The 13,874-nt window shown below is 39.1% G+C and carries 11 protein-coding genes; 1 reads left to right on the forward strand and 10 read right to left on the reverse strand.

All coding sequences use genetic code 11. The features are described from left to right. The first annotated feature begins 71 nt into the window (after positions 1-71). Entirely contained in the window at positions 72-686 is a 615-nt protein-coding gene (locus AAAT26_RS05035; RefSeq protein ID WP_004694005.1) for a LysE/ArgO family amino acid transporter, read from the forward strand. A 139-nt stretch (positions 687-825) separates the two neighbouring features. On the opposite strand, the gene AAAT26_RS05040 is transcribed toward AAAT26_RS05035, so the two are convergent. The 10 genes from AAAT26_RS05040 to AAAT26_RS05085 form a co-directional block, all read right to left on the reverse strand. Then, complete coding sequence (locus AAAT26_RS05040; RefSeq protein ID WP_008603042.1) at positions 826-1,710, reverse strand: LysR family transcriptional regulator; 885 nt, start codon at positions 1,708-1,710, stop codon at positions 826-828. 204 nt (positions 1,711-1,914) lie between these two features. Beyond that, positions 1,915-3,111 (reverse strand): MFS transporter, encoded by a 1,197-nt coding sequence (locus tag AAAT26_RS05045; protein ID WP_349208944.1) that lies wholly within the window; start codon positions 3,109-3,111, stop codon positions 1,915-1,917. Between the two features lie 290 nt (positions 3,112-3,401). Next, on the reverse strand, positions 3,402-4,007 hold the full coding sequence (locus AAAT26_RS05050; RefSeq protein ID WP_012863818.1) for a hypothetical protein: 606 nt from the start codon (positions 4,005-4,007) through the stop codon (positions 3,402-3,404). Positions 4,008-4,145: 138 nt separating this feature from the next. After that, complete coding sequence (locus AAAT26_RS05055; protein WP_077708026.1) at positions 4,146-5,417, reverse strand: putative porin; 1,272 nt, start codon at positions 5,415-5,417, stop codon at positions 4,146-4,148. Between the two features lie 253 nt (positions 5,418-5,670). Next, positions 5,671-6,273, reverse strand: a complete 603-nt coding sequence (locus AAAT26_RS05060) for a ferric reductase-like transmembrane domain-containing protein (RefSeq protein WP_077708025.1) — start codon at positions 6,271-6,273, stop codon at positions 5,671-5,673. Between the two features lie 318 nt (positions 6,274-6,591). Next, positions 6,592-7,263: a respiratory nitrate reductase subunit gamma gene (narI, locus tag AAAT26_RS05065; protein WP_101928706.1), complete on the reverse strand. Its 672-nt coding sequence runs from the start codon at positions 7,261-7,263 to the stop codon at positions 6,592-6,594. Further along, a complete protein-coding gene (gene narJ, locus AAAT26_RS05070) occupies positions 7,260-7,784 on the reverse strand; it encodes a nitrate reductase molybdenum cofactor assembly chaperone (protein ID WP_156697105.1) in 525 nt (174 codons plus the stop codon). Before narJ ends, narI begins: the two co-directional genes overlap by 4 nt. Next, the gene (narH, locus tag AAAT26_RS05075) at positions 7,784-9,211 is read right to left on the reverse strand and encodes a nitrate reductase subunit beta (protein ID WP_077708023.1); all 1,428 of its coding nucleotides are present in this window, start codon (positions 9,209-9,211) and stop codon (positions 7,784-7,786) included. Before narH ends, narJ begins: the two co-directional genes overlap by 1 nt. Next, on the reverse strand, positions 9,201-12,875 hold the full coding sequence (locus tag AAAT26_RS05080; RefSeq protein ID WP_349208945.1) for a nitrate reductase subunit alpha: 3,675 nt from the start codon (positions 12,873-12,875) through the stop codon (positions 9,201-9,203). Before AAAT26_RS05080 ends, narH begins: the two co-directional genes overlap by 11 nt. A gap of 71 nt (positions 12,876-12,946) precedes the next feature. After that, the gene (locus tag AAAT26_RS05085) at positions 12,947-13,633 is read right to left on the reverse strand and encodes a Crp/Fnr family transcriptional regulator (protein WP_155086319.1); all 687 of its coding nucleotides are present in this window, start codon (positions 13,631-13,633) and stop codon (positions 12,947-12,949) included. Positions 13,634-13,874 lie beyond the last annotated feature (241 nt).

Here is a 13,874-nt window from a genome sequence, read left to right on the forward strand (position 1 = left end):
AGTAATGGAGGGGTTTCGTGCTACTATTCACCTTATTAGTACTTTATCATACCATAGTCAGGAGGGTTAATATGTACTTCTTACAAGGACTTCTTGTCGGCCTCGCTACGTTTGCCCCTGTTGGCATGCAAAACCTCTTCATTATTAATACGGCCTTGGTGCAACCTGTCCGTCGCATTATATTGACGCTAATCATACTAGCGTTTTTTGACATGAGTTTAAGTGCTGCCGCCTTCTATGGTATTGGTGCCGTTCTTGAAATGTGGCCACTCACAAAGCTCATAGTTCTCCTCTTTGGGGGCCTCCTCATTGTTTATATGGGCTTTAATATATTTAAAACTGAACCAGACATGCGCAATGTGGACACACATATTCCAATTAGAAAAATTATTGTCTCAGCCATTGCGGTATCATGGGGCAATCCTCAAGCCATTCTAGATGCGACAATGATGCTCGGTGCTTTTCAAGCTAATATTCCAAAAGAAAGCATCTACCACTTCTTCGCTGGTTTCTTAGTTATGACACCAATTTGGTTTGGTTCTCTAGCTACTACAATGCATCTACTAGCTAAAAAAATTAAAATTACTCATATGGCATGGATTAACCGTTTCTGTGGTTCGGTTCTCGTCATTTACGGTATCAAACTATGTATTGATGGCTTCATGATGTTAAGAGACTTTTTGTAAGGTTATAGTCATAGATACAAAGAAAAGTCTAAATCACTAATACCATCATAACTATATAAGAAAAATACAAATAGATGATGTACAAAAAAGAAAAAAGTCGTTAGCAAGTTGCTAACGACTTTTTCATTTATAATCTCATTTATAATTCTTCAAGTACCTGCCGGAACATATCTCTAAGAGCTACAATATACGAATTATTTTGATTTCGTTGCGATATAAAGTAGTAGTGGCGTTCCATAGGTTTACTATGATTCGTCAACACCTTACGTTCGATACCTGGCATAGGATCTGTTAAGTATTTAAAACAATCTAATAGTAATAGCCCTTGCTGCCCTGCAACCAGGTATCGTGCTTCTTCTAACGTACGAGCATAAGCGAAGGCACCATTATAACCTATGGCCTTACGATAGTGTTCCTCTTCAGACAAGGTATATTTCCCGCGACACAATAAAATAAGTGGTAAATCATCGATATGCTTTAGTTCTACACAATCTTCATTAGTATATCCTTGTGGTACCTCTATAAATGTAGTGGCTTTATCAATTAAATGACTTTCAAAATCATCAGACAAAATTTGCCATTGATCATTAAATACTACATCTACACGACGATCGCTGAGCATGCCATATAGCTCTTCATGACTGCCGCTGTACATACGAATATCTAAATTTTTATAACGCTTTGCCATGCGAATCACAGTTTGCTGCATAGCAATCCCACTATAACGGTTCAAATAGCCAATGCGCAAACTCACCCGTGCATCTGTACCAATGCGCGTCGTTTCTACCTTAATATCATGGAACCGTTCTAATAACTTCTTACCAGATCGATATAAATATTGTCCTGCTGGTGTTAGATGAAAGCTTCGTTTCTCTCGAACCATTAATTCAACACCAAGGCTATTTTCAAGAGCCTTGATTTGCTGAGATATAGCAGATTGAGATACATATTGCTCTGTTGCAGCTTGTGTAAAACTGTTATTATCTACTACACATACAAAATACTCTAATTGTTTTAATAACATAACGATGCACTCTCATCTCTCTTACGGATTAGACAAATCAATACCTTTGAAACATTTCGCAACATATAGCCCCATATTGGAGTTTGCTATACGTTTTCTCTACATAGTATCTTACATAGAATCTATAGTATCTATCGATTCTCTACATAATACTAAATATATTTAACTATGTCTAAAACGGTGAAAGCAGATCAGCTATGATGATTAACTTTCACTAGGAATAACTAAACTACGATAAATAAACAGGGCCGCTACAAAGAATATAGCTGCTGTAGACCAAAAGACCGCCCCATACCCAAAGGCGCGAGCAATCATACCACTAAGGACAGGCCCCAATACATTTCCCATCATGGCTACACTCGACACCGCACCAAATACGATACCTCGGCGCTCAATAGGAACAGCCTTGGATATGAGCGTATTGGCAATCGGTGTAATAAAGCCCATGAAGAATCCTGCAATGGCACGGAATATGCCAAGGCCCCATATACTAGGCATTATATATTGAAGTATAAACAAAGACCCTACAGCCCATGTAGCAGTAAAAACAATACGAGGCATGGTTAAACGTTCTGTTATCTTGCCAATGGAGATTGAAGCTAAAGCACTAAACAAACCGGCGCCAAAAATAATTATACCAACAATGGTGGCTACAAACTCATCATTCATATGCATATAGTGCTTAATGTATAGTGGTAAAATAGGACCAATACCGGTAATACCAAAATTACATAAGAACAATAGCCCTACCAAGAGGCGAACACGAGGTATGACCAAAAAGGATTTAATTAGAGACAGCTGCGACTCTCTAGCATCTACCTTATGCTCAAACTGTAGATTAGGCATGAATAGATAAATTCCCAACATACAAAGCCCTGTTAAGGCTGAGAACATAACAAATGGCGCGCGATAACCTAACAAGTCCGCTGCCAAACCACCCATAAGCGGTCCAAAAACGAGGCCCATAACCATGGAGGCTTGATATAAGCCCATCGCCCAAGGCACCTTATCCTCAGGGGTTATGAGAATAATAATAGCCAAGCCTATCGGAACATATCCCCCCACCACGCCTTGCAAAATACGTAACATCAATAACTGCCATGGTGTTTGTGTAAAAGCACAGGTACCAACCGTAACCATCAGGGTAAACAAGATAAACATCATTACCTTACGCGGACCAAGCTGATTTGCCTTACGCGACCAATAGGGAGCACTAAGAGCCACCATACAAGGCGTTACACCTGATACAAGGCCTGCCCACATGGCCGCTTCTCCTGGATCATGAAGACCTAGCTCAGCTAAAAATAACGGAAGGAAGGATAATACACCGATAATTGTTATACCCCCACCAACCTGTATAGTACAGATTAGGTATATAATTCGTTTCCAAGAAGAATCCATAATATCCTTCTTTCCTATTTGAAATTACCTATAAAGGTAGTAATATACATATCGATATGAGCTAAAGTATACTATAATACAAAAAAATGTTTATAGAACAGATTTTTACTCTTACCTCAAAAGAATGCAATAGCATATATTTACATAAATCCATAGAATATATACTTATGATTCTATTGTATCGCAAACGACAAAAAAAGACCATCGCTTATACCCATTAGGGCCAGAGATGGTCTCTTTTATCATGTGGTTCCCCTACTTTTACTAAAGAAAGAGATGCCTACGATATATTATTTTTGTTTGAACATCCAATAAATATAGTAAATAACAAGCGCATAAGTTACTACGTCAAATACAGGCAAGAATGGTACCATTTTAGATAAACGGCCAAATCCATGAACATGGATATTTGCCGCAATAATGGCAATTAGATTCAAGCGATGAATCCAGATTGCTTTTTTACGGGATACAGATTTTGCCATATTGCCTACCCAAGGTGTTAAGTATAATACCGCAAAGATAAGAGCAATAAACATAGCCACAAGAGAAATATAGCCGCCCCAGAAGCCTAAGAAGGATTTCAAAGCTTTCAAGAAGTATACATACCAGTGTGCACATACGAGAACAACACTAACAATACCTACGATGCGATGAACTTCAAACATTTCTTTTGGATTATATCGTTTGATAAACCATTTTGGTTTTGTTGCAATGTATGTTAATACAAGCCATGCCACATAAGGAATAAGTCCTAAGTGAACCTTCCAGTTGCCGAATGGTCTACCACCTGTTACATAACCATATTCCACCATACCCATAAATATTAGGGATAAAACTGCAATCCAAATTAAAATATGGTATTTACTCTTAAACTGTTTTTTTACAACTTCTGCCATAATAAACCTCTCTATGTCCTATACGATCTACAAGTATACATCTAGTTTGGCCTAATGTAGCATGCTAATAAAACACTCTCACCCTATAGCATTCTACTTAGAACTAATTACTGATTAAATTAGAATCCAATTATTACATTAGAATTTGAAGTTAAGATCCGCACGATAGTAATCATTTACGCGATTGCCTTCTTGTGTTTTAGCATTGAAACCGTAGTATGCATTAATGCCAATATTTTTCTCTGGTGCATAAGATGCGCCCAACTCCCACGCCTTATAACCTTCAAAACGCGTTGTTTTTTGTAAATCATTAGATTCGTATTTTTGTGTTTTGAAAATCGGTGCATTTTTAGCTTGATCGTAGTAATCTAAGCCTACTGCCCAAGAATTCTTTTTATCAATTTTGTAGTTGCCCCATTTAGCGCCTACATTCCAAATATCAGAATCACTCAAGCCTGATGCTTTAACCCACTCACCGTGAACATCAAGTTTACCTACATTATATTTCGCATTGAAGCCATATACATTATCAAAGTCATTATTTTTCTTGCCATTACCCATGCGTACATTCGCTGTACCTACATGAGCAAGCATACCACCAAAGCTAAAGTGATTATTTACAGCCACATTAGCATTCACAATGCTCACATCACCGTTATTTTCCTTGGAAACTTTTGCAAAACGGCCTGCTGTCATATAACCATAAGCACCATTCAAAGTAACTTTTTTACCAAGTTTAGCTGTAGCACCTACACCATCAAAGTTTGAACTATAAATCAAGCCACCACCAAATTTTTGGGTATAACGACCAGCATCAACTACAACATTTTTACCAAATTTGTGCTCTACATAAGCTAAATCCCAATTAGCTTGTGCTGTTTTAGAGCTATCACCTAACTCTATAGCACCTGTTGTAATACGAGCTTTCACAGATGTATTTTTATTAACCTTTGCATCTAGGCCTAAACGTACACGGGCTGTGATTTTATCTTCGTAATCATAACCATCGCCACCCTCTTTGCCGATGTAGTTGATACGAGCATCACCAGTAACTTTAACATTACCTACACGGTCTTCCAATTTAGCTACACGTACGCCCAATGTATTTAATTCATTGGAAAACTCATCTGCTAAGCGATTCAACATAGCTTGTTGTTCTGCATTGGCACGATCTTGATTAGCCATACCTTTTGCAATCATTTGAGCCATTTCATAACGGGTAATGTTATTTTGACCTTTGAAAGTTCCATCAGGATAACCATTAATAATACCTGCTGTAGCCAATTGATCTACAGCTTGATATGCCCAACTATCAGATGGAACATCAGAAAATGGGTTAACAGCAAAGGCTGTAGCCACACCCATCATGGCTGCTACTGCAAAAGCACTAGTCATTTTACGTTTAATCATAATAAACCTCACACACGAATAATAACAAGAAATAAAATGAATAGATAATGAATATATGACTCTGATTATCATTATCATATTTAACATACAGATAATATCAATTTTCATTAAGGTAGTAAATAGAAAATGTATATCAATCTCACAATCATTTATGCATCAAACTGATAATATAGAATATTGAATTCCTTAGAAACTAAAAATATAACAAAAAAATCCCCTCTGTATAACACAGAAGGGATTTTATCAATTCATATTATTTCTTTTTTAACATCAAGTAAATGCAGTAAAGCACAAGTCCGTATGTAATGATATCAAATACTTGTAAGAATGGTACCATTTTGGAAATGCGATTAAAACCATGAATATGTATATCTGCTGCAACTAATGCTACAAGATTTAAACGGTGTAGCCAAATGCCCATATTACGACCAGAAGCGGTAACTTTTCTAAGTTTTGGCGTTAAGAACGCAAGGCCAGAAATAGTGGCGATACTAAAGGAAGTAAGAGCTACATAACCACCCCACCAACCTAAGATTGATTTAGCAGCTTTACCAAAATAAAGGTATAAATGGAACGCAATAACAGCTACAGTAGCAATACCCAATGCACGGTGCACCTTATACATGTCACCTAAATTATAGCGGCTTGTAAACCATTTAGGGCGAGTCGCTAAATAAGTCATAACAATCCATACACACCATGGCACAAGGCCTGTGTAAACTTTGTAGTTACCAAAAGCACGGCCACCAACCATGTAACCCCACTCTAATAAACCGATCATAATTAAGGAGAATACAGCAATCCATATAAAGATATGGTAAATACTTTTTTGCTGTTTTGTTGTTACTTGATCCATCATATACCTCTCTAAATAACATCTAAAAATTAATCTATACGATATAGTTTATCATTTAAATCGAATTTTGTAGATTACTTATATTAGATAGATAGTATTTATTATAAGAATAATTCTAAAATAAAATATCTATTATGGTAATTCTAAGCTTATTACAACAAACAATATTCTTCTCTACTGAGAGTAAAATACAATCTAATACAGAATAAGTAAATAAAAAGCCCCTTGTAGTTGTGAGCATATGCTTTCACTATTACAAGGGGCTATAGATTGATTAATCCTATTATATCTAGGCGTACAAATCAATCATCATCCTAATTATTTTTGATCACGTTTACGATATACGATGAACGGACGTGTTAAGTAGTTGAGTGGAACACTCAAGCAGTGTACCAAACGGCTGAATGGGAAGATAATAGCCACTACCATCCAAGCCAACATGTGGAATTTAAACATGAATGGTACGCCTTCCATCAAGGATGGATCTGGCATAAAGGATAGCAAGCTACGGAACCAAGGGCCGATGGATACGCGGTAATCAAAGAAACCAGATGCATTAAGCAATGTACCAGCCATACCGCTGAAAATAGCTAATGTTAAGAACAAATATAACCATTTATCGAGGCCAGATGTGTTAACTTTCATAGCAGGCACAGTAAAGCGGCGTTTCATCAAGAGCAAGAAGCCTACGATGAAGATGATACCAGCTACAGCACCCATATATAATGCACCTTCATGGTACATATGGTCATTGATACCAATAGCAGCAGTCCAAGCTTTAGGTACTAATACACCTACTACGTGACCGCCGATAACGCATAGCAAGCCAAAGTGGAACAATGGATTAGCGATGCGCAATTGTTTTTTCTCTAAAAATTCACTCGATTTTGTAGTCCAGTTTCTTTCAAAGTAGAAGAAACGAACCAAAGTACCTACGATTAAGAAGGTGAATGCGATGTAAGGCAAAGCGCCCCAAAGGAATAGATTCATCGTGCACCGTCCTCCAATCCATTTGCAACAGACAAGATAATATCAAACAAGAATGCATAAGGCAGTTTAGCCTCAATGAAGCGTTCTCTAATGTATTCCAATTTTGGCTTACAATAGTCGTAAATTTCTTTTGATTTTTCATCATCGATAACGGCACATAGCTCAAGAAGTGCTGGAATATAATCAGGCATTTCTTTTGGCAAATCATAGTCGTTTTCGAGGAAGAAAGCTTTAAATTTTACGAGTTCTTCCGCTTGTTCCCCTGTACCTTGTAACTCATACGTCGATAAATACATAGTTGTATTTTGACTAAAATCAAAGGTACGAACATATTGGTCTTCAAATTCTTTTTTATCGGATTCCTCTACATAGTCGAAGAATTCTAATAAACCTTGGCGAAGTTGAGGATGCCCAACGGATTGGGCGTCCTCTCTCCATTCAGGTAATTCGTTATACCATTGTTCATCAGGATAGCGTAGAAGAAATGACGCAATAAGAGCGATTTTCTGAGCATCCTTCATTATTGACATCCCCCTGTAGGGCAAGCAAAGCCGCGATTTTGTTGCATTTCTAGGCGACCTTCGCGAGATACTTTAACATCAGATGGGATAACAAAGCGATCATTGTATTTGGACAATGCCAACAATTTATACATAGCGTACATTTGATCTTCTGTTAAATCAACTTTGTGTTCGATAGGACCATCACCTGTTTCACGACGGCGCATGTATTCACGCATGTCGAGAACACGTTGCAATGTACGAGCTAAGATTTCTGTGTTACCTGCTGTAAACAGATTAGCTAAGTACTGTACAGGCACGCGCATTTCGTGTGCATCTGGCAAGTATACATCAGATGTTACACGTTGCAAGATTGGGCTGAGTGGTGGCACATACCAAACCATTGGCAATGTACGGTACTCAGGATGCAATGGCAATGCCACGCCCCATTCTTTTACAAGTTTGTATACAGGAGATTTTTGAGCTGCTTTAATCCATGCTTCGGAGATACCTTCTGCACGAGCTGCTTTGATAACCTCAGGATCATGAGGATCCAAGATTAACTCTACTGTATTTTCGTAAATATCTTGTTCATTTTTTGTAGCTGCCATTTCTTCGACTTTGTCCATGTCGTAGAATACAACACCTACGTAGCGCATACGACCTACGCATGTTTCAGCACAGATTTGAGGCAAGCCATTTTCCAAACGTGGGTAACAGAATACGCATTTTTCAGCTTTATTTGTTTCCCAGTTGTAGAAGATTTTTTTGTATGGGCAAGATGGAACACAATGTCTCCAACCGCGACATACGTCTTGAGATACAAGAACTACACCATCTTCATCGCGTTTGTAGATTGCGCCAGATGGACATGCAGCTACACATGCAGGGTTCAAGCAGTGGTTACAAAGACGTGGCAAGTAACGCATGAATACTTCTTCGTAGTCAAATACGATATCTTCGCCCATCTTAGCCAAGTTCACATCGGAACGAGCATGTTGACCACCTGCTAAATCGTCATCCCAGTTAGGGCCCCAAGTAACTTCCATTTTTTGTTTAGTCACAAGAGAGCGAGGACGAGCAACTGGTTGGTTGTTTTTACGACCACCATGAATCAATGTTTCATAGTCATATGTCCAAGGTTCGAAGTAATCCTTCAATTCTGGTTGTTCAGGATGGAAGAATAATTTCATCAAACGGTTTGTTTTAGAACCTGTAGAAAGAGCCAATTTACCAGAATTATCTAATGTCCAGCCGCCTTTCCATTTTTCTTGGTCTTCCCAATGACGTGGGTAACCTACGCCTGGGCGAGTTTCCACGTTATTGAAGTACATATATTCCGCGCCTTCGCGGTTCGTCCATGTATTTTTACAAGTGATAGAGCATGTATGACAACCCAAACACTTATCCAAATTTAGGACCATAGATACTTGAGCCTTAATCTTCAAGCCAATCTACCTCCTTCATTTTACGAGCCACAATTGTCATATCACGTTGGTTACCAGTTGGGCCATAGTAGTTAAAGCCATAGCTCAATTGGCCATAACCGCCGATCATGTGTGTCGGTTTCATGTGAATATGAGTTGGTGCATTATGCGTACCACCGCGTTGTTTCTTAACCTTCGCGCCAGGAACGTTGATGTGACGGTCTTGGGAATGGTGCATATAGGAAATACCGCGAGGAATACGTGGGGAAACTACAGCACGAGCTGCAACGATACCGTTTTTGTTGAAAGCTTCTACCCAATCATTATCTTTAACGTCAATTTCTGCTGCATCATCTTCGTTGAGCCAAATTGTTTGACCACCACGGAACAATGTCAACATTTGTTGGCTATCGAAATACATACTATGTGTAGACCACTTATGATGTGGTGTTAAGTATTTCAATGTGATTTCAGGGATACCTTCTTGTTTGTAGTCACCTTGTACTGGTTTATAGGACAATACAGGTTTGTACAACGCCATAGCTTCACCGTAATCACGCATCATTTCATGGTCACAATAGAAGGATTGACGACCTGTTACGGTACGGAATGGTACTTTATCTTCTGTAGATGTTGTAAATGGAGAGTAACGACGGTTTTTATCGTTCTTACCAGTACTTGTTACAGAGCTAATGATGAAGCGTGGTTGGCGAACCATATCATCGAAAGTAATTTTTTCTTGTTCGCGACCTTTTGCGTTCTTTTCAAGACCAGAAAGACCTGTTTTTTCTTCCATAGCTTTCCAAGAGCGAACAGCCAATTTACCATTTGTACAAGAAGATAATGTTAATACAACATTACAAGCTTCCTTACATTCGTAAATGCTAGGACGGCCATGAGAAATGAATTCTGGATTATCGATGATACCATTTTGATCATATAATGTCTTGTATTCATCAGATACATCCCACGCCATGCCATGAGCACCCATTTTATTTTCGATATTAGGTCCCAACGCAATGTATTTTTCAAAGATTTTACTGTAATCACGTTTTACATGAACAAGGTTCGGCATTGTTTTACCAGGAATTGGTTCACATTCGCCTTTGCTCCAGTCAAGAACCTTACCTTCTGGTTGTGCCACTTCACCTGGGCTGTCATGACCAAGAGGTAATGCTACGATATCTTCATATTCTGTGAAGCCAGACTCTTTCGCTACGCGAGATACTGTTTCTGCAAGGGTACGGAATGTATCCCAGTCAGATTTAGTTTCCCATGCGCAATCAACAGCTGCTTGGAATACGTGTACATATGGATGCATGTCTGTAGAAGACAAGTCTTCTTTTTCATACCATGTAGCAGCTGGGAATACGATATCAGAGTATAAGCCTGTAGAAGCCATACGGAAGTCGATATCGATTAAGAGGTCAAGCTTACCAGCTTCATCTGCTTCGCGCCATTTGATTTCTTCTGGTTTTACTGGTGCATCATCATCTTCAAGAACACCATGTTTTGTACCAAGTAAATGTTTTAAGAAATATTCATGGCCTTTAGAGGAAGAACCGATAAGGTTTGCACGCCATACAAACAAGTTGCGTGGGTGGTTTTCTTTAGCCGCTGGATCTTCTACGCAGAATTGTAATTCTTTGTTTTTCAATGCTTGCGCCACATATTGATTGATTTCTGCTTCTGTACCAGCACCTGCTGCACGAGCATCGTTAATCAATTCTTGGCTACCTTTATTGAAAGTAGGGTAAGATGGCAACCAACCTAAACGTGCAGCCAATACGTTGTAATCACCAGGGTGACGGTAACGAGGTTTAGCTAATTTAGACACGCGGTCTGCCAAATCGATGCAATCAGAACGATATTGTTCTGTAGCAAAGTAGAACCAAGATGTACCATTTTGCAAACGAGGAGCTTTACTCCAGTCGTTAGCTGTCATGATACCGCCCCAGCCTTCAACAGGACGAAGTTTTTCTTGACCTACGTAGTGAGCCCAGCCACCACCGTTAACACCTTCTGTACCACAGAACATGATGAGGTTCAAGATTGTGCGGTAAATGATATCTGCATGGTACCAGTGGTTAATACCACCACCCATGATAATCATGGAGCGACCTTTAGTTTTTTCTGCATTATCTGCAAATTCACGAGCTGTAGCAATAGCGATATCTGCTTTTACGCCAGTGATTTTTTCTTGCCATGTAGGTGTGTAAGGAGTGTCATCAGTGTAAGCTTTAGCCACTTCACCGCCGATACCACGATCGATACCATAGTTAGCAAGAATAAGATCGTATACAGTAGTCACTTTCACAGGACCATCAACAGTTTGTACTGTAATAGTTGGAATAGCGCGTTCAATAATGCCTTCGTGCTCTTCATCACCAAAGTATGGCAATTTAACAACAGTCACATCTTCCCGTTGATCAAATACGGATAAACGAGGATCGATTTTAGCCCCTGTATCACGATTTTCAAGACGTAAGTTCCATTTCTCAGGATGTGTGTGACGTTCACCCATTGTACCATTAGGAACAACGATTTCATTTGTCAATTCATCAATCAATACCATTTGGAAGTCAGCGCCTTCCTCTTGGCGACCTAAGTCCTTAGCATTCAAGAAACGACCTGGTTGTACTGTACCATTGATTTCTTCAACGCGTACAAGGAATGGCATATCTGTAAATTCTTTTGCATACTCTTTGAAGTACGGAGTTTCTTTGTCGATGTAATATTCTTTTAGGATAACGTGACCCATTGCCATTGCAAGAGCCGCATCGGTACCAGCTTTTACATTGAGCCATGCATCGGAAGAAGTTGTAGATTCCGCATAGTCAGGAGACACGGATACTACTTTAGTACCTTTATAACGAACCTCTGTCAAGAAGTGAGCATCTGGCGTACGGGTCAACGGTACGTTAGAACCCCACGTCATGATGTAACCAGCATTATACCAGTCACCAGATTCAGGTGTATCAGTTTGTTCACCCCAAACTTGAGGGCTGGAAGGTGGCAAATCGGCATACCAGTCATAGAAGGACAATGGTGTGCCACCCATCAAGTTAAGGAAACGAGCCCCTGCTGCATAGGACAACATGGACATCGCAGGAATTACAGAGAAGCCTGCGTTGCGGTCAGGGCCATATGTTTTTGCTGTATATAGTAAGGATGCTGCAGTAATTTCTGTTGCTTCATCCCATGTGGAGCGCACAAAGCCACCCATACCACGGGCTGACTTATATTTTTTCGCTTTTTCAGGATCTTCTACGATAGATTTCCAGGCTTCGATTGGATTCTTAGCATGCTTCTTCGCTTCTCTCCAAAGCTCGACCAATTCGCCACGTACATAAGGATATTTTACGCGCAAAGGGCTATAAAGATACCAAGAGAATGTTGCACCACGAGGGCACCCACGTGGTTCATAATCTGGCATATCATCTGGTGTTTCAGGGTAGTCAATTGCTTGATTTTCCCAGGCTACAACACCGTTTTTAACATAAATATTCCAGCTACAAGAACCAGTACAGTTTACGCCATGTGTTGTGCGGACAACTTTATCGTAAGACCAACGGTCACGATAATAATTTTCCCATTCACGACCTCCATCTTCTGTGATTTGATGGCCGTTTGGAGATACTTCCTTCTTGCGAAGAAACTTAAACTTTTGAGACAACAAGCTCATCTCGTGTCCTCCTTCAAAACTACAAAAAAATCCCTTGTGCTAGATGTGCTAACACAAGGGAGAAAATCCTGTTATTCGATATTACTAATATTAGGGTCAATACCATCAACCTCTAAATCAAGTAATCCGATTAAAGCGTCAAAATCACAGATTACTAGATGGTGTTTGTCATAGGCTACATAGCCTAACTTACGTAACTCACTTAACATGCGATTTAAACTTTCTCTTGATGTGGCAGCAAACTCAGCCAATTCTTGATTTGTTAGGGCAATATCAATAAAGATACCATCCTCGCGCTTTACACCATAACTATTGGCTAAGCGCAACAAGGTAGAATAGAATGCTCCCTTCTTGCCGTAAAGTAGCAAGTCTCGGTATTTTGCCTGTTGACGACGCATATGTAAAGTGTAGATTTTCATCATTGCAATAGCCAATGAATGGTCTTTTGCAATAGCCCCTTCCAACACATCATAGCGTATACAATAAACAGAGCAATCCTCCCGAGCAATGGCGTTGAACACATATGTTCTAGTGTTCTCCTCATACAACGGAACCTCACCAATTACATTATTCGGCCCTACTAAACGCAACGCAAAAATGTGTCCGCTAGCTTCGAACTTCTTAATGCTCATTCTACCTTTTACTACTACGTAAAAGTATTCTGCCTTGTCCCCCTCACGGAAGAGAAAATCACCTTTTTTAAGATGTAGTTCCTCACCCGGCAAAGCAAGCAATTGGTTAATTAATTCTTGATCCATACCATTATCACTCCACAGTACTTTTATAACAAAATCCATTAGTTATACTAATCTATTTATAGTAAAAGTACGTATACTATATACTTTTTCGTATATATATGATTATTATAACTTATTAATTTCAGAATATGTGTGTTTTACATCACATTCACAAAAAAAATTACACTATATAATATATCTGTGATGTAAGACATTGAAAAATATTAATGCTACAATAATTATAACGCAGTTTTGTAAGTAA

Origin of the sequence: Veillonella parvula (assembly GCF_040094895.1) — a bacterium.
GTDB classification, from domain to species: Bacteria; Bacillota; Negativicutes; order Veillonellales; family Veillonellaceae; genus Veillonella; species Veillonella parvula_L.

Coding starts and splice junctions, on each gene's coding strand:
- AAAT26_RS05035 (WP_004694005.1), top strand. CDS start 72: ATGTACTTCTTACAAGGACTTCTTGTCGGCCTCGCTACGTTTGCCCCT.
- AAAT26_RS05040 (WP_008603042.1), bottom strand. CDS start 1,710: ATGTTATTAAAACAATTAGAGTATTTTGTATGTGTAGTAGATAATAAC.
- AAAT26_RS05045 (WP_349208944.1), bottom strand. CDS start 3,111: ATGGATTCTTCTTGGAAACGAATTATATACCTAATCTGTACTATACAG.
- AAAT26_RS05050 (WP_012863818.1), bottom strand. CDS start 4,007: ATGGCAGAAGTTGTAAAAAAACAGTTTAAGAGTAAATACCATATTTTA.
- AAAT26_RS05055 (WP_077708026.1), bottom strand. CDS start 5,417: ATGATTAAACGTAAAATGACTAGTGCTTTTGCAGTAGCAGCCATGATG.
- AAAT26_RS05060 (WP_077708025.1), bottom strand. CDS start 6,273: ATGGATCAAGTAACAACAAAACAGCAAAAAAGTATTTACCATATCTTT.
- narI (WP_101928706.1), bottom strand. CDS start 7,263: ATGAATCTATTCCTTTGGGGCGCTTTGCCTTACATCGCATTCACCTTC.
- narJ (WP_156697105.1), bottom strand. CDS start 7,784: ATGAAGGATGCTCAGAAAATCGCTCTTATTGCGTCATTTCTTCTACGC.
- AAAT26_RS05080 (WP_349208945.1), bottom strand. CDS start 12,875: ATGAGCTTGTTGTCTCAAAAGTTTAAGTTTCTTCGCAAGAAGGAAGTA.
- AAAT26_RS05085 (WP_155086319.1), bottom strand. CDS start 13,633: ATGGATCAAGAATTAATTAACCAATTGCTTGCTTTGCCGGGTGAGGAA.